This is a genomic window from Paracraurococcus ruber, from assembly GCF_004353985.1.
Lineage (GTDB): Bacteria > Pseudomonadota > Alphaproteobacteria > Acetobacterales > Acetobacteraceae > Paracraurococcus > Paracraurococcus ruber.
Window position 1 is genome coordinate 1 of sequence record NZ_SMOA01000004.1, and the last position, 20,272, is coordinate 20,272.

The 20,272-nt window shown below is 73.5% G+C and carries 20 protein-coding genes; 6 read left to right on the forward strand and 14 right to left on the reverse strand.

Annotated features, from left to right (window positions below; genetic code table 11):
* The 6 genes from mutL to E2C05_RS02005 all read right to left on the reverse strand — a co-directional run.
* The coding region (mutL, locus tag E2C05_RS01980) for a DNA mismatch repair endonuclease MutL (protein ID WP_133217923.1) at positions 1-1,067 on the reverse strand (1,067 nt) is incomplete at its 3' end.
* A 35-nt stretch (positions 1,068-1,102) separates the two neighbouring features.
* A complete protein-coding gene (pgi, locus tag E2C05_RS01985) occupies positions 1,103-2,746 on the reverse strand; it encodes a glucose-6-phosphate isomerase (RefSeq protein WP_133217924.1) in 1,644 nt (547 codons plus the stop codon).
* Positions 2,747-2,930: 184 nt separating this feature from the next.
* On the reverse strand, positions 2,931-4,229 hold the full coding sequence (locus E2C05_RS35080; RefSeq protein WP_275670486.1) for a M16 family metallopeptidase: 1,299 nt from the start codon (positions 4,227-4,229) through the stop codon (positions 2,931-2,933).
* Positions 4,226-5,653, reverse strand: a complete 1,428-nt coding sequence (locus E2C05_RS01995; protein WP_133217925.1) for a M16 family metallopeptidase — start codon at positions 5,651-5,653, stop codon at positions 4,226-4,228. Before E2C05_RS01995 ends, E2C05_RS35080 begins: the two co-directional genes overlap by 4 nt.
* A gap of 55 nt (positions 5,654-5,708) precedes the next feature.
* Entirely contained in the window at positions 5,709-6,431 is a 723-nt protein-coding gene (locus E2C05_RS02000; protein WP_133217926.1) for an endonuclease/exonuclease/phosphatase family protein, read from the reverse strand.
* 2 nt (positions 6,432-6,433) lie between these two features.
* A complete protein-coding gene (locus E2C05_RS02005; RefSeq protein WP_133217927.1) occupies positions 6,434-7,015 on the reverse strand; it encodes a DUF3035 domain-containing protein in 582 nt (193 codons plus the stop codon).
* A 150-nt stretch (positions 7,016-7,165) separates the two neighbouring features.
* On the opposite strand from E2C05_RS02005, the gene E2C05_RS02010 reads away from it, so the two are divergent.
* Entirely contained in the window at positions 7,166-8,299 is a 1,134-nt protein-coding gene (locus E2C05_RS02010; RefSeq protein ID WP_133217928.1) for a hypothetical protein, read from the forward strand.
* A 155-nt stretch (positions 8,300-8,454) separates the two neighbouring features.
* Here the strand turns inward: E2C05_RS02010 and E2C05_RS02015 are convergent, their stop codons facing one another.
* The gene (locus E2C05_RS02015) at positions 8,455-9,216 is read right to left on the reverse strand and encodes an HpcH/HpaI aldolase family protein (RefSeq protein ID WP_133217929.1); all 762 of its coding nucleotides are present in this window, start codon (positions 9,214-9,216) and stop codon (positions 8,455-8,457) included.
* Between the two features lie 203 nt (positions 9,217-9,419).
* On the opposite strand from E2C05_RS02015, the gene E2C05_RS02020 reads away from it, so the two are divergent.
* Positions 9,420-9,668: a hypothetical protein gene (locus tag E2C05_RS02020; RefSeq protein WP_133217930.1), complete on the forward strand. Its 249-nt coding sequence runs from the start codon at positions 9,420-9,422 to the stop codon at positions 9,666-9,668.
* Between the two features lie 261 nt (positions 9,669-9,929).
* Positions 9,930-11,111: a multidrug effflux MFS transporter gene (locus E2C05_RS02025; protein ID WP_240046516.1), complete on the forward strand. Its 1,182-nt coding sequence runs from the start codon at positions 9,930-9,932 to the stop codon at positions 11,109-11,111.
* Between the two features lie 246 nt (positions 11,112-11,357).
* On the opposite strand, the gene E2C05_RS02030 is transcribed toward E2C05_RS02025, so the two are convergent.
* Positions 11,358-11,957 (reverse strand): YqgE/AlgH family protein, encoded by a 600-nt coding sequence (locus E2C05_RS02030; RefSeq protein ID WP_133217932.1) that lies wholly within the window; start codon positions 11,955-11,957, stop codon positions 11,358-11,360.
* Between the two features lie 186 nt (positions 11,958-12,143).
* Between E2C05_RS02030 and E2C05_RS02035 the strand changes: the two genes are divergently transcribed.
* Together E2C05_RS02035 and E2C05_RS02040 are read left to right on the forward strand one after the other, a co-directional pair.
* The gene (locus E2C05_RS02035; RefSeq protein WP_133217933.1) at positions 12,144-12,626 is read left to right on the forward strand and encodes a peroxiredoxin; all 483 of its coding nucleotides are present in this window, start codon (positions 12,144-12,146) and stop codon (positions 12,624-12,626) included.
* A gap of 196 nt (positions 12,627-12,822) precedes the next feature.
* Positions 12,823-13,089 carry a hypothetical protein gene (locus tag E2C05_RS02040; protein ID WP_133217934.1) on the forward strand — a complete coding sequence of 89 codons (267 nt, stop codon included), beginning with the start codon at positions 12,823-12,825 and terminating at the stop codon, positions 13,087-13,089.
* Between the two features lie 456 nt (positions 13,090-13,545).
* Here the strand turns inward: E2C05_RS02040 and E2C05_RS02045 are convergent, their stop codons facing one another.
* Both E2C05_RS02045 and E2C05_RS02050 read right to left on the reverse strand, forming a co-directional pair.
* The gene (locus E2C05_RS02045) at positions 13,546-14,769 is read right to left on the reverse strand and encodes an MFS transporter (protein ID WP_158291889.1); all 1,224 of its coding nucleotides are present in this window, start codon (positions 14,767-14,769) and stop codon (positions 13,546-13,548) included.
* Positions 14,770-14,952: 183 nt separating this feature from the next.
* Positions 14,953-16,026 (reverse strand): DUF2125 domain-containing protein, encoded by a 1,074-nt coding sequence (locus E2C05_RS02050; RefSeq protein ID WP_133217936.1) that lies wholly within the window; start codon positions 16,024-16,026, stop codon positions 14,953-14,955.
* A gap of 128 nt (positions 16,027-16,154) precedes the next feature.
* Here E2C05_RS02050 and E2C05_RS02055 point away from each other — a divergent pair, with 128 nt between their 5' ends.
* Positions 16,155-16,736, forward strand: coding sequence for a gamma-glutamylcyclotransferase (locus E2C05_RS02055; RefSeq protein ID WP_133217937.1), 582 nt, complete (start codon positions 16,155-16,157; stop codon positions 16,734-16,736).
* Between the two features lie 262 nt (positions 16,737-16,998).
* Here E2C05_RS02055 and E2C05_RS02060 read toward each other — a convergent pair whose 3' ends face one another.
* The 4 genes from E2C05_RS02060 to ftsE form a co-directional block, all read right to left on the reverse strand.
* Positions 16,999-17,739, reverse strand: a complete 741-nt coding sequence (locus E2C05_RS02060; RefSeq protein WP_133217938.1) for a lysophospholipid acyltransferase family protein — start codon at positions 17,737-17,739, stop codon at positions 16,999-17,001.
* Entirely contained in the window at positions 17,736-18,377 is a 642-nt protein-coding gene (locus E2C05_RS02065) for a YdcF family protein (RefSeq protein WP_133217939.1), read from the reverse strand. The genes E2C05_RS02060 and E2C05_RS02065 overlap by 4 nt, the downstream gene beginning before the upstream one ends.
* Positions 18,377-19,249 (reverse strand): cell division protein FtsX, encoded by an 873-nt coding sequence (locus tag E2C05_RS02070; protein ID WP_158291890.1) that lies wholly within the window; start codon positions 19,247-19,249, stop codon positions 18,377-18,379. The genes E2C05_RS02065 and E2C05_RS02070 overlap by 1 nt, the downstream gene beginning before the upstream one ends.
* Before the next feature lie 93 nt (positions 19,250-19,342).
* On the reverse strand, positions 19,343-20,005 hold the full coding sequence (ftsE, locus tag E2C05_RS02075) for a cell division ATP-binding protein FtsE (protein ID WP_133217940.1): 663 nt from the start codon (positions 20,003-20,005) through the stop codon (positions 19,343-19,345).
* Positions 20,006-20,272 lie beyond the last annotated feature (267 nt).

Below are 20,272 nucleotides of genomic sequence, written 5' to 3' on the forward strand. Positions count from 1 at the left end.
CGCGGGCGCCAGCCCGGCCAGGCGCCGCGCGCGCCGCCGGCGGCCGGCCGGTACTGGGTCAGCCCCGGGGTAGGCACAGCCTCCCCGGCGCCGGTCGCCAGGGCGCGGCGCAGCGCCGAGATCATCAGGCCGCGCACCGCCGCCTCCTCGCGGAAGCGGAGCTCGGTCTTCATCGGGTGGACATTCACGTCCACCGCCTCGGGCGGCAGGTCGAGGAAGAGGGCCGCCACCGGATGCCGGCCGGCGGCGATAAGGTCGCGCGTGGCGACCCGCAGGGCGGTGCGCAGGACCGGGTCGCGCACCGGGCGGCGATTGACCACCAGATGCTGCTCGGTCCCCGTGGCGCGGGTATAGGCAGGCTGCGCCAGCAGGCCGGACAGGGTCGCCCCAGCCCCCTCCCCCGCCACCGGCAGCGCCGCGGCGGCGAAATCCGCCCCGAGCAGGGCATGGATCCGCGCCTCGCGCCTCTGTCCCGGCAGGGAGAGGACCTCCCGGCCATCCACCGTCATGCGGAAGGCGACCTCCGGCCAGGCCAGCGCCAGGCGGCGCACCGCCTCGACCGCCGCCTCGGCCTCACTGCGCGCGGTCTTCAGGAATTTCCGCCGGGCGGGCACGGCGTAGAACAGGTCCTGCATCTCGACCCGGGTGCCGGGGGCGCCGGCGGCCGGCAGCACCGGCCCCTTGCGGCCGCCCTCCACCGCCAGGCTGTGCGCATCGCCATCGCGTCGCCGGGAGGTAAGGAGGAGACGGGAGACCGCGCCGATGGAGGGCAGCGCCTCCCCCCGGAAGCCGAGGCTGGCGATGCGGAACAGCATCGCCTCCTCCGGCAGCTTGGAGGTGGCATGGCGCTCCACCGACAGCTCCAGGTCGGCCGGGCCCATGCCGGCGCCGTCATCCTCGACCAGGATCCGCTCGATCCCGCCACCTTCCAGCGCCACCGCGATGCGGGTAGCGCCGGCATCCAGGGCGTTCTCCACCAGCTCCTTCGCCACCGCCGCCGGACGCTCCACCACCTCGCCGGCGGCAATGCGGTTGGCCGTGGTCTCGGGCAGCAGGCGGACGGGCATCCTGGGCGGTTCCCCCGCTTCGGGGCGACTCGGGCTTAGCCAGCCATCCATAGCTTTTCTATGGCCCCGAGCAGGCCGGCGGTCGAGCCATCCTGCCCCGCTGCCGAACCGCCCTCGAGCGCCGCGAGGATCGGCCCGGCCAGCTGCTTGCCGAGTTCCACCCCCCACTGGTCGAAGGCGTTGATCCCCCAGAGGGCGCCGAGGCTGAACACCTTGTGCTCGTAGAGGGCGACGAGTTGCCCGAGGGTGAAGGGGTCGAGCCGCGGCAGGAGGAGGGTCGCGCTCGGCCGGTCGCCGGGGAAGACGCGGTGCGGCAGCAGGCGGGCGATCTCGGCCGCATCGGTGCCGGCGGCGCGCATCTCGGCCTCCACCTGCGCCGCCGTCTTGCCCTGCATCAGCGCCTGGGCCTGGGCCAGGCCGTTCGCCAGCAGCTTGCGGTGGCTGTCGGCCTGCGCGTGGTCCGGACGCGCCACCAAGATGATGTCGCAGGGCACCGGCGTGGTGCCCTGGTGGATCAACTGCATGAAGCTGTGCTGCGCATTGGTCCCCGGCTCGCCGAAGACCACCGGGCCGGTGGCATGCGCGACCGGCGAGCCGTCCAGGGCGACGCGCTTGCCGAGGCTCTCCATCTCGACCTGCTGGAGATGCGCGGGCAGGCGGGCCAGGCGCTCGTCATAGGGCAGCACGGCGCGGGTGGGGTAGCCGAGGCCGTTGACGTGCCACACCTCGGCCAGCGCCAGCAGGACCGGCAGGTTCTGGTCGAGCGGGGCGCCGAGGAAATGCGCATCCATGGCGCGGGCGCCGGCGAGCAGCCGGGCGAAGGCTTCCCAGCCCAGCGCCAGGGCGATCGAGAGGCCGATGGCCGACCAGAGCGAGAACCGCCCGCCCACCCAGTCGCGGAACGGGAAGACCCGGTCGAAGGCGATGCCGAAAGCCGCCGTCGCCTTGAGGTTGGTCGACAGCGCCGCGAGGTGGTTGCCCACCGCCGCCTCCCCCACGCCCGCCGCCAGCCAGGCGCGGACCAGCGCCGCGTTGGTCATGGTCTCCTGCGTGGTGAAGGTCTTGGACGCGACGAGGACCAGGGTGGTGCGCGGGTCGAGCGCGGGGCGCAGCGCTTCCCAGGCATGCGCGTCCACATTGGCGAGGTAATGGGCGCGCAGCGGCGCGGCGTGCGTCCAGAGCGCGCGGGTCACCATGGCCGGGCCGAGATCGGAGCCGCCGATGCCGATATTGACCACATCGGTGAAGCGGCCGCCGGCGCCGGCGATGCGCCCGGCATGCACGCCTTCGGTGAATTCGCGCATGCGGGCAAGGACGCCGGCGACCTCGGCCGAGGCGTCCTCCTCCCCGGCGCGAAAGCCACCCTCGCCGCGCAGTGCCATGTGGAGGACGGCGCGGCGCTCGGTGGCGTTGATGGCCTCGCCGCGCGCCATGGCGTCGCGCTTGCCGGCGAGGTCGGCGACGCCGGCGAGGGCGAGCAGGGCGGCGAGCGCGCGGTCGTCGAGCGCGGTCTTGGAGAGGTCGAGCAGTAGCCCGTCGGCGGTGCGGGAGAAGCGGGCGAAGCGGCCGGGATCGGCGGCGAAGAGCGGGCGGATGCTGTGGGGGGCGCTGCCGTCCGGGCGCGGGGTGCGCGCCAGCGCCGTCACGGCTGCCCAGGTGGCCTGGAGATCGGATGCCATCACGGTGCCTCCCTGATGCGGTCGCCGCATAGGCTGGGCGGCAGACTGCCGCAATCGCCGCGGCGGCGGCCTGGTTGCACCTCGCCGCCAGGAAAGCACGGCGCCGTGCCCGATCCCGTCATCCGAGACCGGTTAATGCTCCGGCTCTCGCCCGCACCTACGGGATGAGCTTCGCCAAGGAGGCTCAGAGCCCCACCGGCTGCCCCGCGACCACCACCGACAGCCCATCCGCCCGCAGCACCCGCCCCGCCGCCCGGGTGAGGTCCGCGGTCGAGAGCGCCCGCAGCCGCGCCGCCCGCCCGGCAAGCCAGTCCACCGGCCGGCCGTTCTGCCGCAGGGTCAGCAGCGAATCCGCCACCCGCCGGCTGTCGGCGAATTGCAGCGGCAGCGACCCGGTCAGGTAGGCCACCGCATCCTCCCGCTCGGCATCGGTCGGCCCCTGCTCGGCCATGCGGCGCCACTCGTCGCGGGTCACCGACAGCGTCTCGGCCACCCGGGCATTCTCGGTGGCGACCGAGCCGACGATCACCCCGCGGCGGAACATCACGTCCAGCCCGGCGCCGATGCCATAGGCCAGCCCGCGCTGCTCCCGCACCGCATGCATGAGGCGGGAGGCGAAGCCGCCCCCGGCCAGGATGCGCAGCATCACCTGCGTCGCCTCCCAGTCCGGGTCCTCGGCCGGCAGGCCTTCCTGCCCGAAGACCACGGCGGATTGCGGGGAAGCGACCGGGATGACCTGCTGGCCGAAGCCGCGGAAGCCGGGCAGCGCCGCCGGCGCCGGCGGCGCGCCTTCGGGCAGGCCGGCGAAGACCTCGCCGATCAGCGCCCGCAGCGCCTCCGGCCCGATGGCGCCAGCGGCGCAGACCAGCAGCCCCTCCCGCCGCATCTGCCGGCCGATCGCGCCGCGGATGGCCGCGGCGGGCAGCGCCGTCAGGCTCTCGGCGGTGCCGGAGGAGGGGCGGCCCGCCGGATGCTCGGGATAGGCGCGAGCCCAGAAGCCGCGGCCGGCCTGGCCGCGGGGGGTCTCAAGGGCGCGGCGGGCGCTGGCGACGGCGCGCGCCCGCACCCGCTCCACCGCATCCTCGTCGAGCCGCGGCGCGGTCATGGCCAAGCGCGCCAAGCGCACCGCCTCCGGCAGCGCATCGGCAAGCGCCCGGAAGCCGCCCTCGAAATTGTCGCGGTCGGCCCCGAAGGAGAGGCTGATGGCCTCGTCCCGCAGGGCATCGGCGAAGGCGTCGGCGCGCAGCGGCCCGGCGCCCTCGGTCAGCAGGGCGGCGGCCATGGCGGCGGCCCCTTCCTCTCCCTGCGGGTCCAGCGCGGCGCCGCCGCGCCAGGACCAGGCGAGCGAGACCACCGGCACCGCATGGTCCTCGACCAGCCAGGCGGTGATGCCGTTCGCCTCGACCACTTGGATGGGCAGGGCGAAGGCGCGCGGCGCCTCGGTGGCGGGGGTCAGCCCAGGGGTCAGAGCCGCGCCGGTCACGTCCGGCGCTCCGGGACCGGGGCGCCTTCGGGCAGCAGCCAGCCGGTCGTGGCGGGGGCGCCGCCCAGCACGGCGCGGGCCGCAGCCGCCACCTGCGGCAGGGTCACGGCGCGCAGGTGGCGCGGCCAGAACTCCACGGTCTCCAGCGGCAGGCCGGAGGCGAGCGCCGAGCCCAGCATGCGCGGCGCGGCGCCGATGCCATCCAGCGCGAGCAGCGCGCCGGCGGTGATCTGCCGCTGCGCGCGGGCCAGTTCGGCCTCGGTCGGACCATCCTGCAGCAGGCGGTCCACCACCGCATCCACCGCCGCCTCCAGCCTCGCCGGCTCGACACCAGGGCGTGGCGTGGCGGAGAGGGTGAAGGCGGTGGCCCCCACCGCCTCCCCGTCATAGGAGGCATTGGCCGAGGTTGCGAGGCCGGTCTCGACCAGCGCCTTGTGCATCCGGCTGCCCTGGCCGCCGCCGAGCAGATGGGACAGCGCCTCCAGCGCCCAGGCCTGCTGCCGGTCGCCGAAGGTGAGGGAGGGCGCCATGGCGGCACGGAGGAAGCTTGCCTCCCGCACTGCCGGGTCGTGGCGGATCAGCCGCGCCTCGGCCGGCTGCGGCGCCGGGGCGCCGCGGTCGCGCGGGGTGACCGCGCGGCTCGGCACGCCGCCGTACAACTCCTCGGCCAGGCGGCGCACCTCGGCTTCCCGCGCATCGCCGGTGACGACCAGGATGGCGTTGGCGGGGGCGTAGCGCTGAGCGTAGAAGTCCAGCAGGTCCTGGCGGGTGATCGCCCGGATCTCCTCCTCCCAGCCGATGATCGGCCGGCCGCGCCAGTGCTGCGGCCCCCAGAGCGCGGCCTCGAAGGCTTCCCAGAAGCGGGCGCGCGGGTTGCTGTCGGTGCGCTGCCGCCGCTCCTCCAGCACCACCTGGCGCTCGGGCTCGACGGTGTCGGGCGGGATGAGGGGGCCGGCGAAGCGGTCCGCCTCCATGCGCATCACCAGCGGCAGGCGGCTCGCCTCCACCGTCTGGTGGTAGGCGGTGACGTCGCGCGAGGTGAAGGCGTTGTCCTGCCCGCCCTCCCGCGCCACCACCAGCGACAGCTGGCCGGGCGGCACGTTGCGGCTGCCCTTGAACATCATGTGCTCAAAGAAATGCGCCGCGCCGGAGCGGCCGCCCGGGTCCTCGCCCGAGCCGGCGGCGTAGAAGAGATAGTGCCCAACCACCGGGACCCGGCGGCTTTCGGCGAAGACGACGCGCAAGCCGTTCGGCAGCGTCCAGGTGACGGCGCCGAAGAGCGGGCGGTCGCCGGCGAGCTTGGCACGGTCCTCAGGCGCCGGCTGCACGGCGGGCGCCGCCAGCCCGGAACCGGGCGTGAGGGAGAGCGCGGCCGGCAGGGCGGCGGCGGAGGCGATGGCGGTGCGGCGAGTCACGCGGGGCATGCCGCAGCATGTGGGTGATGCCCGGAGAAGCGCAAATGCGCCATGCGGCCCATCGTCACGCCGTGGCCTCAAGCTCAACGAGAGCCCCGAGATGGTCCGTCCACGCCGGACCCTCCACCGGACCGTTCGGTGTTGCTTGGACCCGCCGTGGTGTCAGATCCATGGTATGGCCAATGTGGTCGATCACCGGCCGATCGAGCGGCGGTAAGGGCCCGGCTGTCGCGATGCGCAGATGCGGCGCCAGGGCGGCCTCCAGCGCCGCCACCACCCTCCGTGGTTGCCGCGCCGGCGGGATGGCCTGGTTGAAATCGCCGACGAGGACGACCCTGTTCGTACGCGCCGCTAGAACCTCGGCGAGGCCAGTGAGGAAGGCCTCATGCTGCTGCCAATTCGTGCTGTCACGGCGACCCGACGAGACATGGTCTCCATGCCATGGGATACAAACGCCGATCACTTGCAATGGACCAATGGGCGTCACCGTTTCACCGGCAATGAAACGCCCTTTCGGCAGCGCCGCATTGCCGAATGCGTCGACCTCGCTCCACGGTTCTCGGCTCCACAAAGCGACTTTCCGCCGCCCTTCAACAAGAGGATAACCCCAATCCTCCGAGGCGGTGATAAGGTGACCAGCAGCGGGCACGAAATCGAGCGTCATCTCCGTCAGGCAGATGATGTCAGGCGACAAGGCTTCGATTACATGCCGCATGTTGGCGATTGCCGCCGGGCCACGCCGTCCCCATTCAATATTCCAGGTGAGGATCCGGGCAGCCGGCGCCACGCTTAGAAGATGCTCTCGAACAGGCGGGTGACCGGGTTGCCGCTCTGGCTGCGCTGGATGATCGGCGTCTCGCCCTCGGTCGCCTCGCGGCCCAGCGCGGCATTCTCCCGCAGCCTCTGGCTCTCCCGCCTGGCATCCAGGGCCACGCCCGCCGGCTCCGGCTCCCGCCAGAAGATCAGCCGGTCGACCAGGCCGCGGTCGGGCTGGTCCAGCCGCAGGCTCTCCTCGTCCACCCGACGGCGGATATCGGGCGTGGCCGGCCGGCCGGCCTGCGACAGCAGCGCGCTTTCGCCCTGGCTCTGGCGGCCGACGCCACCCGTGGCCAGCGCCGCCCCTGGCACCAGGGCGGATTCGGCCGCGAGGCGGGAGGTGAGTTCCTGCGGTCGCGCCGCGCCGGGCCGCGGAACCGGCAGGTCGCCCAGGGAAGGCGGCATGGACAGCGGCGCGCGCGTGGTCACCTGGAACTCATCCGGCGCCTCCCGCGTGAAGCCGAAGGTACGGGACGTCTCGGGCCCGCAGCCCGCGAGCAGGCCGAGGGCGAACAGGACGGGCAGGGCAGGCTGCAGGCGGCGGCGCGGGCTCATGGCAGGCTGATTAGACCAGAATGCGGGCAGCCGGAACGGGCTTCGCGCATCGCGCCGCCGCCAGGCACGGGCAATGCCTGCGGTGGAATGATTGCCCGGGCATCGGGGATCGTGCCAGCCTCGCAAGGACGTTCTCCATGGCGAGGCCGCATGCCCGACGACACAGGCCGCCGCCCAGCGCGGCCGACCCTGCCCTCGCAGGCGGAGCTGACCATGCTCCGCTACTTCCTGTCGGTGCTCGAAGTGCGGCTCCGCATGGTCCCGGCCGAACCGCGCGACCCGATGCTGCTCTACGAGATACGGCAGCGGATCGAGGGCTTCTTCCCGCCCGAGCCCGACGGGCCCCTGGCCTTCCCGAGCCTCGACCAGGCCTGGACCGAGGCCTACCGGCTGGAGCGCCTGCTGGCCCTGCTGCTGCCGGACGACCAGCTGCGCGGCGAACTCACCCGCCGCGTGGATCAGGCGGCGGCGGAGCGGGTGCCGGGCGCGACGCGCCTGCGCGCCGCGCATGAGGCGCTCTTCGCCCCACCGGCGACCGTGGTGGCGACTGCCGATGCCGCCATGCCCTTGCCTGCGCCGCCATCCCCGGCCTCGTCGTCGCGGCCGGGGGTGCCGGAGCAAGCCGCCGACCCGGTGCTCCAGCCGCAACCCGCCCCGGCCACGGCGTCACCTGCGACCGCATCGCCCGGGATTGCCTCGGCGGAGCCGGCCAGTGCCGCTGCGGCGCAGGCGCGCAACCTGCTGGTTGCCACGCTCGAGGACACCCATTGGACGCTGCAGCGCAAATTCCTCGCCCGACCCATGCACCGCGCCGCGACGAAGCGGGTCATGCGGTACGGCATGTTCGCCTTCGCCCTGTTCCTGTTGCCCTACGCCCTGCCCCGGCTAGGCCAGCAGATGGAAAGCCTGGCGCTCTGGACCCCGCTCACCGCCGGCTTCTTCGGCGCGATGTTCAGCCGGCTGCAATACCTGCAGAGCAACTGGAACCGTCTGAGCCTGGGCGCGCTCGAGGACGCGCAGTCGACCGAGTCGATCCTGGCGCGCAGCGCCGCTGGCATGGCCGGCGCCCTCATCCTCCTGTTCCTGCTGCAATCCGGGCTGCTGGGCGGCACGCTGTTCCCGACCCTGGCCTGGGACCGGCCGCTGCAAACCGTGCCGCCCGAGAAGGACCTTGCCCTGCTGGTGGTCTGGAGCTTCGTCGCCGGATTCTCGGAACGCCTGGTGCCGAGCATCCTGCGGCAGACCGAGGCGAAGCTGTCCACCCCGACCGCGGCGGGGCGGTAACCGGCGCGCCAAGCGGGCGCGCCGGGCGCAGGACGCGCTGCCGCCCGCAGGCACGGCGGCCCGCGCCCCATGGCGCTCGGCCTCGCGGCAGGTGCCGCGGACCGCATCCGCGGGTTTGGCCGGCTGCCGCCGGCCGGGACCCGACGCAGCGGGTATCAGCCGCCGCGGGCGGTCTTTACCGCCGCCTTGGCGGCATTCACCATCAGCCCGACCTCGTTGCTGATGGTCACCAGCTTGAAGCCCATCTGGATCATGCGGTTGGCATAGGCCGGGCTGCCATTGTGCAGGCCGGCCGCGATGCCGCGCTTGCCGGTCTCGGTCAGCAGCTTCTCGTAGATCTTGAGGATGAAGGGATCCTCGACATCCAGCTTGGGTTCCAGCCCGTAGGAGAAGCTGAGGTCGGACGGCCCGACATAGATCCCGTCGATGCCGGGGACGTCCAGGATGGCCTCGATATTCTCGATCGCCGTCTTGGTCTCGATCATCGGGATGACGAGGATGTTGTCGTTGGCGGTCTTTTGGTAGCCGCCCGCCTCGCCATACACGCCGGCGCGGATCGGGCCGTTGCTGCGCGTGCCCTGCGGCGGGTACTTGCTGTACTGCACCAGCCGGGCGGCCTCGTCCGGGGTGTTCACCATCGGGCAGATCACGCCATAGGCGCCGGCGTCCAGCACCTTGCCGATGATCCCAGGCTCGTTCCACGGCACCCGCACCATGGGCAGCGCGCCGGAAGGCTGGATGCCCTGGAAGCAGGCGACGCAGGACAGGTAGTCCTGCACGCCATGCTGCATGTCCACCGTCACGCTGTCCCAGCCGCACTGGCTGTACATCTCGGCAGAGAAGGCATTGGGGATGGCGAGCCAGCCATTCACCACGGCCTTGCCGGCCTTCCACGCGTCCTTGACCTTGTTCGGCATCCCGCTTCCCCCACTTGGGTGTGCGCATCAGTGCTGCGGGCGGCAGGCTAGAGCAGATCGGCAGGAGGCGGTACCCGGGCAGGGAGGGATCGCCCGCAACCTCGGCGATTGCGCGCTTGTCACGCCGCAGCAAGCGAAACGACACGGCACCCGGGCGCGGCCCCGGGCGATAGTGCAGGCATGGGATCGGGTGAGCCTGGCCGATGCATATCCGCACTCTCGTGATCGAACGCGATGATCCGGCCGAGCCGGGCCTGCTGGTGCGCCGCTATGCGCGGATCGGCGTGTGCTGGGAGCCGACCTTCGCCAACTGGGCCTGGATGCGCTTCAACGCCGCCGGGCAGGTTCTCAGCCCGGCCTTCGGCCCCTTTCCGGCGGCGGAAACCGCCTTCGAGGATGCGGAGGAGCGGCTCGGCGGGCGATGGGAAGACGTGAGGATCCCGTCGGCCTGACACCTGGGCGGGCCCGCGGCCCGGGTGCCGGGCCCGGCTCAGGTCGGATTCCGCCGTCGCCGAGGACGCCGCGCCAGCGCTCGCCCGCAGCACGGCGTCCCTTCGCGGCAGGTGTTGGGACCCAGCCCCGCATGAAGCACCATGGCGCAGGCCCGCGATCACGCGTTCGGGCGTTCGCGCCGGCGCCAGTTCTGGCCTAGAAGCCACACGGTGAGTCCACGTGACATCCCGGAGGGCGCGTCCGCTCCGCCGCTCCAGGCCATGCCGCCGCCGCGGCCGAAGCCCTCGATCCTCCTGCTCGTGGCGATGACGGGGCTCGGCCCCTTCACCATGCAGATGCTGATCCCCAGCCTTCCGGCGCTCGCGATCGCCCTGGCGGTGCCCTACGCCACCATCCAGCTCACGCTCACGCTCTTTCTCGTCGGCGTCGCGGTCGGTCAGCTCTTCTACGGGCCATTGTCGGACCGCTTCGGGCGCAAGCCGCTGCTGATCGGTGGGCTCGTCATCTATCTCGCCGGCAGCCTGGCCGCGGCGCTCGCACCCAGCGCCGGCTTCCTGATCGCCGCCCGCATCGCCCAGGCGCTCGGCGGCTGCGCCGGGCTCGTGCTCGGCCGCGCCATGATCCGCGACAGCTACCCGCGGGAACAGGCGGCCGCCGTCCTCGGCTATGTCTCCACCGCCATGGCGGTGGCGCCCATGCTTTCCCCGCTCATCGGCGCCTTGCTGCAGGAACATGTCGGCTGGCGCGCCAGCATGCTCTCCTGCCTCGTCTTCGGCCTGCCGCTGCTGCTGGCGGTGCGCGCCAGGCTGCCGGAGACCTTGGCGCAGCCGGCGCCGCTGCCGGGCCTCGGCGGCATGATAGGCGCCTACCGCACGCTGCTGCGCATTCCGCTGTTCCGCGGCTACTGCGTCATCACCGCCTGCGCCACCTCGATGTTCTTCGCCTTCGCCGCCGGCGGGCCAATGGTCGTGGTGCAGGGCCTCGGCCATTCCGCGACGACCTATGCCGTGGCGATGATGGCCATTTCGGTCGGCTGGAGCAGCGGCACCTTCACCGCCGCGCGGCTGGTGCAGCGCCTCGGCACCGCGCGGATGCTGCGCATCGGCACGGTCGTGACCACGGCCGGCGGGCTGCTGGCGCTGGCCATGCCGGCCCTCGCCGCGCCGACCCTGCTGCTGTTCTTCCTGCCGATGGCCGTCGTCGCGCTCGGCAACGGCATGACCCAGCCAAGCGCGATCGCGGCGGCGATCAGCGTCCGGCCGCAACTCGCGGGCACCGCCTCCGGCCTGCTCGGGTCGCTGCAGATGGGGGCGGGCGCACTGGCCACCGTGCTGGCCGGCGTGACGGAAAGCGGCGCGGGGCTGGCGACCGGCGCCTGGATGCTGGCAGGCGCCCTCGGCGCGCAAGCCGGACTCATGCTGGTGCGGCGGCACGGCGGATAGGCCGCGTCGCGGCGCGGCAGACGCGGCGCGAATCAGGACGCCAATCGGCGGCGCGGCAGCGGCCCGGCGCGCAGACCCGAACACGATCCGACGCGGCAGCCAGCCGAGGTCCAGGGCGCCGGTTCAGGCTGGCGCGTCCGCCACGACGCGGCAATCCTGCGGAACGCTTAACCTGGACGGGATCGCAGTCTCCGCGTCGATCGCCCCAGCGGCCCGCCGGCCTGCCGCGGGGCGCTGGGCCGTGGTTCAGGCGTGCCCGGCGGCGCCGGACAGCAGCAGCGGGTCCACCTTCAGCTTGGCCAGCGCCTGGAACCACTTGCGGTCGCCATCCTCGCCGAACAGCAGGCCCTCGTCCGGCGGCACGGATAGCCAGGCATTGGCCTGTATCTCCTCCTCCAGCTGGCCGGGGCCCCAGCCGGCATACCCCAATGCCAGGATGCCCTGCCGCGGCCCGCCGCCTCCGGCAATGGCCGAGAGGATGTCCACGCTCGCGGTCAGGGCGAGGTCATCGGTGACCCGCAGGGATTGGTCATTCGACCAATCGAGCGTGTGCAGGACGAAGCCGCGGCCGCCCTCCACCGGGCCGCCCTGGCACAACCTGATACGGCGCTGCGGCGGCACCGGCTCCAGCCCCAGCTGCTTCAGCAGTTCGTCGAAGGACAGGCCATCGAGGGGCTTGTTCAGCACGATGCCCATCGCGCCATCCGGCGAATGGGCGCACAGGCAGATGACGGTCTTTGCGAAGCGCGGATCCTGCATCGACGGCATGGCGATCAGCACCTGCCCGCCGAGATAGCCTTCTCCCGATGGTCCGGGCCGCCGCCCGGGGCGCGCATGTCTTGCCATGGCAGGAAGATGGCGGCAGCCCTGCGCAGGCGCAAGCAGGCCGGCCGGGGCTCGCCGCGACCTGTCACCCCGCCCGCCGCCGCGGACCGGACATGTGGACCGAGGCGCCTGGCCGGCGGCTGCGGTGACAGGCGACCGCGAAGCGCGTACATGCCTCGGGACCCGAACGAGGGAGAGACCCCCCAGATGACGATCCAGGTCGGCGACGCCATCCCGTCCGCCAAGTTGATGCAGGGCACGCCCGACGGCCCGCAGGAAACCTCGACCGAGGCGCTGTTCGGCGGCAAGACCGTGGTGCTTTTCGGCGTTCCGGGCGCCTTCACCCCCACCTGCTCCGCCAAGCACCTGCCGGGCTTCGTGGAGAATTTCGACGCGCTCAAGGCCAAGGGCGCCGACGTGGTCGCCTGCATGGCGGTCAATGATGCCTTCGTCATGGCGGCCTGGGGCAAGGACCAGGGCGTCGACGGCAAGGTGGTGATGATCGCCGACGGCAGCGCCGATTTCACCAAGAAGCTCGGGCTGGAGCTGGACCTGACCGCGCGGGGCCTCGGCATCCGCTGCCAGCGCTTCGCCCTGGTCGCCAAGGACGGCAAGGTGACCCATGTGGCCGTGGAAGCGCCTGGCGCCTTCGAGGTGAGCAGGGCCGAGGCGGTTCTCGGCGCCCTCTGACCGCATTGATGCCTCGCCCGGGCGACGCCCGGGCCTATACTGGGCCGGCCCGCGGAACCCGCCGCGGGCCGGCCTTTTCGTTCCTGGCCGCCATCCCGGTGTGCTGCGCCGGTCAGGACCGCGCGGCGCGCCAGGGCATTCGTATTGGGGCGGAACGGCGCGTCCGGCGCCCTGCCCCGCTTGGAGATTGCCGGCCTTGAATCCCTTCGCCGCCGCCACCCTTGCCTGGCAGACGACCTTCGTCTTCACCCTGCGCAGCCTGCAACTCTGGACCGAGCCGGCGGCAGCGCAGGCGCGTCTCGCCGCCTATGCGCTCGAAAAGCAGAAGGCCTTTGCGGCGGGGGCCGTGGCGGCGGGCCAGGCAGCCCTCTCGGGTGCCGCGGCATATGAGGTGATGGAGGCGGCCCTGGCCCCGGCGCGCCGGCGGGTGCACGCCAATGCGCGGACGCTGATGCGGCGGTAGCGCCCGGCGGTTTCTGCCGGCGGGGCGCACCGCCCGCGCCGGGGTGCCCGGTCGCAACCGCAGCCATGCCGCAGGCGCGGGCATCGGGTCGACCCGGCGATGCATCGGCAGCGGCCCCCCTGCGCCTTGCGGTTCAGACCATGCGCCGCAGCGCGGCCATGCCTATGTGATCGGCCGGCTCCGCGCCCCGGCGGGGTGCAGGCGGCCAGTGCCCGGGGCGGGCCGCAAGGCCATCCCCGGACACCGGCGCCGACGGGAAGGCGAGGCGCAGGCATCGTCGCCGCATGCGACTTCGATTGCCCGGCCAGGCGGCTGGAGGAACGCGGCGACCGACGAGCGCCAGGTCGGGCGGAGCGCGGACTGGCGCCATGGCCACGCAGCCTGACACCACCGCAGGATCGATGACCTGAAGCGGTTCCGGTCTTCCGACGAATGCGCCGGCCGCCCCGGTCGCGTTCAGGCTGCTGCCATGCGCATCCGGCCGCCCTGGCGCAGCGCCAGCCCGCCCAGGATCACCAGCGCCAGGAGATTCACCCCGATGCCCAGCTGCCAGGCCACCGCATAGCTGCCGAAGCCGTCATACAGCCACCCCGCCAGCCAGGCGCCCGCCGCCATGCCGGACAGCGAGAGGAACAGCAGGCAGGGCACCCGCCAGGCGGCTTCCCGCGCCGGAAAGAGCTCGCGCACCGCCAGCACATAGGCGGGGATGATCCCGCTGAAGCCGAGGCCGAACACCGCCGCGACCAGGAACAGGCCGGCCTCCGCCTGCGTCGCCAGGAAGGCCGCCATGCCCGCCGCCTGGAACAGGTTGCCGGCCAGCACCGTGTTCAGCCCGCCGATGCGGTCGGAGACCCAGCCCCAGGCCTGCCGGGCGACGAAGGCCATGGCGAGCAGCAGCGACAGCATCAGCGCCCCGGTCCGCGCGCCGATGCCGAGATCGCCGCAGAAGGCGACCAGATGCGCCGCCGGCATCGCCATGGGAATGCAGCAGAGGAAGGACGCGACCGCCAGCAGCAGCAGCGCGAGGTTCGGCGGCAGGCCCAGCACCGGCGCGCCTGGCGCCGGCCCCGCCGCTGCGCTGCCCGGCGCCGGCAGCGCCGGGGCCGGCCGTAGCAGTGCCGCGAGCGGCAGGATGGTCGCCGCCGCCAGCACGCCGAAGCCCAGCATGGTGCGCTGCCAGCCCCAGGCGGCCACGGCCCGCTCGAAGATCGGCGGCCAGAGGGCGCCGGCGACGTATTGCCCGGAGGAGACGAGGGCCAGCGCCGTGCCGCGCCGCCGGTCGAACCAGTGGGACACATGCGTCACCAGCGGCGCATAGAGCGCGCCATTGCCGAGCAGCCCGATCAGCAGGCCGTAGCCGAGGACGAGTTGCCAGGCCGTGCCGCCGCTGGCCAGCGCGCAGCCGGCCGCCAGCATCGCGCCGCCCAGCAGGGCGGTCAGCCGCGCCGAGGTCCGGCCGGCGATCCAGCCCATCAGGATGCCGCCCGCGCCGGCCCCGAAATAGGCGACCGAGGCCGCGAGCGAGGGCACGGCGCGGGCCGACCCCAGATCCGCGGCGATCGGCACCAGCGCGACCACCAGCAGCTGCGGCGCGCCGAAGGAGACGGAGAGGATGGCGGTCGCGGCGACGGCGGCGGCCCAGGAGGCGCGGCTCTCGATGCTGGGCGGGTTCGGGTCCATGCGTCCTCCTCGCCGCAGGAGAGCATGGTTGCAGCGCACGGCGAACACCCGCCATCCGCGTCGCGCATGCCGGGGCGCCCCGCCTCTCGGCCCGGCATCGCGGCCGACCACCATAATGTTATCGGATTGAATGCGTTCGGCCGACGGGCGCCCTGCCGAGGGCCCTAGGATGCGGCCCCGGCGTCAGTCCCGCGCCGGCAGCGAGGGATCCTGGACGGCATCCGGCAGCGGTGGCGGTGCCGGCCAGCGCCAGGCCGGCAGGGTCACCAGCGGCAGGCGGGCCGCGGTCAGCACCCGCGACTCGAGGGTCAGCGGCAGTTCGAGCTGCGCCGGTGCGCCCTCGGCCGGCGACCGGCTCAGCAGGCGAACCGCCATGGTGCCGGCCGCCGCGGCCTGCCGAGTCAGCAGCCCCGCCTCCCGCGCCGCCTGCAACGCGTCCGCCGCGCCCGTCAGCCGCAGAACGCCCGCGCCCATGGGCTGCAACGCCTCGTCGAGCGTCAGCGTCGCGGTCGCCGTGCCGGCCAGCGATCCCCAGCGGAGGTCCAGCTCGCGCAGCTCGAAGGTGCCGCCGCCGTCGCGCCACGCCTCCGCCTTCGCCGCCGGGCCGCGGCCGGGCGGGACGGGACCGCTGAGCGCCGCGTCGAGTGAGGCCGCCTGCACGATCCGGCCCAGCAGCCCTGCCGCAGGGGGCAGCAAGACCTCCAGCGCCGAGAGCCGGAAGGCGAGCGCCGGCTCGCCCTCGATGGCGGTCAGGCGCGCCTCCACCTCGGCCTCGGCACTGCGCGCCTCCACCGTGCCCAGCGGCGTACCGAGGCGCAGGCGGTCCGCCTCCAGCCGTGCCTCGCTCGGCAGGACGTTGCGCTCGAGCGGCAGGCTGAGCTGCAGCCGGTCGGCGGCGAAGGGCAGGTCCAGCGCGCCGAGGCGGAGCCGCTGTCGCCCGGGCATCAGGACGGCAAGCCGGTCGAGCCGCGGCGGCGCCAGGCGCAACACCAGGGCTTCCGCCTGCCAGTCCAGCCCGCCGGGCAGGGTGCCCGCACCCCCTTCCAGCCGAAAGGCCGGCAGGGTGAGCGTGGCGGCGAAGGGCCAGCCGCCGCGATCCGGCGGACCATGCTCGACCCGCCAGCCAAGCGCGCGGCGCTGCGCCGCCCAGTCGCGGAACCCGGCCTCGAGCTGCGCCCCCATCCACCGCCAGAGCAGGGCATGCCCCGCCACCAGCAGGGCGCCGAGCAGGGCGGTGCCCAAGGCCGCGCGCAGCACCAGGCGGCCGGCGCCGCCCCGGCCACCTGCGGCAGGGCGGCCATGCGGGCCTGGCTGCTTGAGGGTCATTCCGCCGGGGCCTATAGGCGGTCGGCGCGGCGACGGCGAGACGCCGCCCCGGAACGACGATGGCCACCCCGCACGCCCCTGCCGACCATGCCCTCGATCCCGATGGGCATCTCTACGTCTTTGCCTATGGTTCGCTGATCTGGCGTCCGGGCTTCGCGCACGCATCGGCCCATCCAGCCCTGTTGCGCGGGTTCCACCGCCGCTTCTGCCTCTGGAGCCGGTTCTACCGCGGCTCGCCGGAAACGCCGGGCCTGGTGCTCGGCCTGGACCGCGGCGGTGCCTGCCGGGGCATCGCCTTCCGGGTGCCGGGTGCAGAGGCAGCCGCGGTCCTGGCCTATCTCGACGAGCGGGAGAATATCGGCGGCGAGGTCGTCTACACGCGCCGCCGGTTGCCGGTGCGGCTCCTCGACGGCGACCGCATGGTCATGGCCGTGGCCTATGTGGTGGATCGCCGGGCAGCGCAGTATTGCCGACCCGCGGCCGAGGAGGCGGCGCGGGCCATCGCCCGCGGCATCGGCCGGGCCGGACCGAACCGGGACTACCTGCTGAACACCCTGGCGCATCTGCAGGCCATGGGGGTCCGGGATGCGGGGCTCGACAGGATCGCCGAACTTCTCCCGCCACAACCTGACGCTGCTTGATGGCGACCGATTCGCAACCCGCACGGATTGTCCACAGTCATGAACTCTAACTGCCGCCGGATCGCGCAGGCCTGATCGCCGCGGCCGCGCGCGGGAGGGCGTGACAGGCCCGCCCCGCCTTGGCAATCGAACAAATCAATCAATTCAGATATTTATGCGGAATCACCGGCTGTGGACAAGGCCACCGGACCCTAGGCGGCAGTGCGGAAAACCGGTCTTTTGCAGCCACTTGGCTTCAGCGGCTTGAGTCCGGGCGCAGCCTTCACGCAGGGCTTTCCACTGGTTTATCCACAAGCGGCACCTGTCCTGTCGAATCCTCGGCAAGCTCGATCGCGGCCTCCAGCCGCGTCACCAGGACGGGCCGCGACAGGCCGGGCGGGATGGCCGGACGCACCCTGATGGTGATGGTCCCCGGCTGCTTGCGGAAGGCGCGGCGCCCCCAGACCAGGCCGCTGTCGGTCGCCACGGGCACCACCGGCAGGGCGGTCGCCGCGGCCAGCGCGACGATGCCCGGCTGGACGCCGACCCGCAGGCCGGGTGCGACCCGCGTGCCTTCGGGGAAGATGACGACCTGCCGGCCCTCCGCCACGGCGGCCTTTCCGGCCTTCACCAGATGGCGCAGGGCATTCGCCCCGGCGGCGCGGTCGACCGCGATGTGCCGGGTTTTCCAGCAGTACCAACCCCAGATCGGGATGAAGAGGAGTTCCCGCTTCAGGACATAGGCCGCATCCGGCAGCAGCGCGAACCAGACGATCGTGTCGAAGGCCGACTGGTGCTTCGCAGCAACCAGCCCTGGCCCCTGCGGCAGGTTCTCCCGCCCATCGACCACCAATCGCACGCCGCAGAGCAGGCGGAGCCAGCCGATCACGATCAGGGCATAGACGCGCATCGGCAGCAGCAGCCAGCGCCGCGGCGCCAGCATCAACGGCAGGCAGATCAGGCCGAAGCCGATCGTCGTGCCCCAGAAGGCGATGTTGAACAACAGCGACCGCAGCCAGATCATCGTCTTGCATCCACCGGCGGCGCAGCCGGGCCGGGCAGGCCGGCCAGCACCGCGAGCCATTTCAGGTATTCGCGGCCGAGCAGCGACCAGGTCCGCAGCCGGGCGGCCGCCCCGGCGTCCCGCAGCGGCGCGGGCGTGACCGGGTGCGGCACCAACTCCGTCTCCGGCATGGCCCGGCGCAGTTCCAGCAGCGCGCGGGGCATGTGGTAGCCAGCGGTGACGATGCGGACGGACCGTAACCCTGCCGCCTGCGCCCAGGCCGCGATCTCCGCCGCATTGCCGCGCGTCGTCGCCGCCTCATGCCCCAGCGCGACGCGGCCTGCCAAATCCTCGGTCTCCATCGCCGCCAGCCGTGCCACCTCCGGCAGCCCGACCAGCCGATGCGCGCCGGACACCAGCAGGACACGTCCCCGACCCTCCCGCAGCAGCCGCAGGCCGGTTTCCACGCGCTCGGCCCCGCCGGTCAGAACGGCGATGCCGTCGGTGTCGCGCCAGGCCTCCGCCGGCGGCGCCGCCGCCTGGCGCAGGAACCACGCGAAGCTGGCCAGCAGCAGCAAGGCCGGCAGGACCGGCAGCAGCAGCCACCGCAGGCGGCGGTTGCGCCGCGGCGGCGACTTCGTCGCCTGGGCCGCGAGCATCAGGGCAGCCGCCGCAGCCAGAGGCGCAAGGTGACCTGCGCGGTCACCCAGCCGATCAGCGCGGCAGCCGGCGGCAGCAGCGCGAGCTCCGCCCAAGGCAGGCGTTGCCAGGGCAGGTCCAGGAGCCCCTCCGCCACGCGGCCGCCCGAGAGCGGCGCCGCCATGTCGGCGAAGCCGGCCAGGATCGGCGCCGCCACCACCGTGCCGCCGAAGGCCCCCAGCCCCACCAGCCAGGCCACGCGCCCGGCGAAGCGGCCGGCGATATCGGCATCCGTGGCGCCCAGCGCATGCAGCACGGCGATCGCGTCCCGTCGCGCGGCGATGCCGGCGCGCACCGCCACCGCGATGACCGCCGTGGCGATCCCCGCCACCAGCACCAGGGCGGCGACCGCAACCGCCTGCAGGCTGCGCGCCAGCGCAAGCAGCCGGGCCACCCAGACGCCATGCGCCTCCACCTGCGCGCCCGGCACCAGCGCGGCGATGCGGCCGGCCAGCGCGGCGGGATCAGCCGGCAGCCGCGCCAGGCGCAGCTCGATCACCTTCGGCAGGGGAATGGCGATGGCGTCGCCGAGCCAGGGGCGCAGCAGGGCGGCGAGCCTGGCGGGATCGGCAAGCCGCGCCTCGGCGATCTCCGGCATGGCTTCCAGCACGGCCAGGGCGCGATCGGTCGCGGCACCGGGGGCGAGCTGGACGGTGAGCGCGGTCGCCGCCCCACCTTCCCAGCGCGACGCCAGATCGGCCGCGCCGCGCGCGCCGGCCAGGGTCAGCGCGGCCAGCAGGCCCATGGCGCCGACCAGCGCGGGCAGCAGGCGGTCGGAGAGGACCCTCCGAAGCCCGAGCGGATCTCGCCCGCGGGCGCGCCGCAGCGTCACGGGAACACCCCCATGCCGCGCCGCGCCGTTGCACGGGCTGCCGCATCGTCCCGCCCCCTCGGCTGCCGCCGGGACGCCGGCGCCGCTCCCGGCTCAGCCATGCGACACCAGGCGCCCGGCATCGAGCCGGAGCGAAGCCGCCGGATATTCCGCAACCAGGGTCTCGGCATGTGTCGCCACCACCACGGTGGTGCCGAGCCGATGCATCTCGCGCAGCAGGGACAGCACCCGGCGAGCCTGGGGGATGTCGAGATTGCCGGTCGGTTCGTCCGCCACCAGCAGGGCCGGGCGCATGACCACCGCGCGGGCGATGGCAACGCGCTGCTGCTCCCCGCCGGACAGCGCGGCCGGCATCGCATCCGCCTTCGGCGCCAGCCCGACCCAGCGGAGGATCTCGGTGACATCGGCGCGGATCTGGTGCGGCGCCCGGCCCGCCACCCGCAGCGGCAGCGCCACGTTGTCGAAGACCGGCAGGTGCGGCAGCAGGCGGAAATCCTGGTAGACGACGCCGACGCGGCGCCGCAGCGCCGGCAGCGCTGCCCGCCTGGTGCGGGAAAGCGCGACGCCGAGCACCTCAACCTCGCCGCGGGTGGCACGCGCCGCCAGGTGCATCAGCCGCAGCAGGGACGTCTTGCCGGCGCCCGAGGCCCCGAGCAGCCAGTGGAAGCTCCCGGGCTCCAGCACGAAGGACAGGTCGCGCAGCACCTCGGGCGCCGACTCGCCATACCGCAGCCCGACCTCGGCGAAGCGCACCATGCGGCGGACAATGCCGCCCCGGCGGGGCAGAGCCAAGGGTTTGGTCGCGGCCTCGTGAGCGATCGCCGGTCAGGGCCATGGGAGGCCATGCCGGCACCCGGGGACGCGTTGGCGCCCGACTTGCCGGTCAGGGCGCCGACGGGGCCGGACGCCTCGCCGGCGGCCGGCATGGGCCATGGCAGGCCGTCGAGGGGCGAGCGCCGGGGCATCGTCCCGTCCCGGCGGGCTGCCGGCACCCGGTCCCGGCAGCCGGTCATTCCATTGATG

What these genes read in the sequence shown, in the direction of transcription:
- E2C05_RS02035 (WP_133217933.1), top strand. Translation starts at nt 12,144, where the DNA reads ATGACGATCCAGGTCGGCGACGCCATCCCGTCCGCCAAGTTGATGCAG.
- pgi (WP_133217924.1), bottom strand. Translation starts at nt 2,746, where the DNA reads ATGGCATCCGATCTCCAGGCCACCTGGGCAGCCGTGACGGCGCTGGCG.
- ftsE (WP_133217940.1), bottom strand. Translation starts at nt 20,005, where the DNA reads ATGGTGCGCTTCGCCGAGGTCGGGCTGCGGTATGGCGAGTCGGCGCCC.
- E2C05_RS02005 (WP_133217927.1), bottom strand. Translation starts at nt 7,015, where the DNA reads ATGAGCCCGCGCCGCCGCCTGCAGCCTGCCCTGCCCGTCCTGTTCGCC.
- E2C05_RS02060 (WP_133217938.1), bottom strand. Translation starts at nt 17,739, where the DNA reads ATGATCTGGCTGCGGTCGCTGTTGTTCAACATCGCCTTCTGGGGCACG.
- E2C05_RS02010 (WP_133217928.1), top strand. Translation starts at nt 7,166, where the DNA reads ATGCCCGACGACACAGGCCGCCGCCCAGCGCGGCCGACCCTGCCCTCG.
- E2C05_RS02045 (WP_158291889.1), bottom strand. Translation starts at nt 14,769, where the DNA reads ATGGACCCGAACCCGCCCAGCATCGAGAGCCGCGCCTCCTGGGCCGCC.
- E2C05_RS02065 (WP_133217939.1), bottom strand. Translation starts at nt 18,377, where the DNA reads ATGCTCGCGGCCCAGGCGACGAAGTCGCCGCCGCGGCGCAACCGCCGC.
- E2C05_RS02030 (WP_133217932.1), bottom strand. Translation starts at nt 11,957, where the DNA reads ATGGCAAGACATGCGCGCCCCGGGCGGCGGCCCGGACCATCGGGAGAA.
- E2C05_RS02015 (WP_133217929.1), bottom strand. Translation starts at nt 9,216, where the DNA reads ATGCCGAACAAGGTCAAGGACGCGTGGAAGGCCGGCAAGGCCGTGGTG.
- E2C05_RS01995 (WP_133217925.1), bottom strand. Translation starts at nt 5,653, where the DNA reads ATGCCCCGCGTGACTCGCCGCACCGCCATCGCCTCCGCCGCCGCCCTG.
- E2C05_RS02025 (WP_240046516.1), top strand. Translation starts at nt 9,930, where the DNA reads ATGCCGCCGCCGCGGCCGAAGCCCTCGATCCTCCTGCTCGTGGCGATG.
- E2C05_RS02055 (WP_133217937.1), top strand. Translation starts at nt 16,155, where the DNA reads ATGGCCACCCCGCACGCCCCTGCCGACCATGCCCTCGATCCCGATGGG.
- E2C05_RS02020 (WP_133217930.1), top strand. Translation starts at nt 9,420, where the DNA reads ATGCATATCCGCACTCTCGTGATCGAACGCGATGATCCGGCCGAGCCG.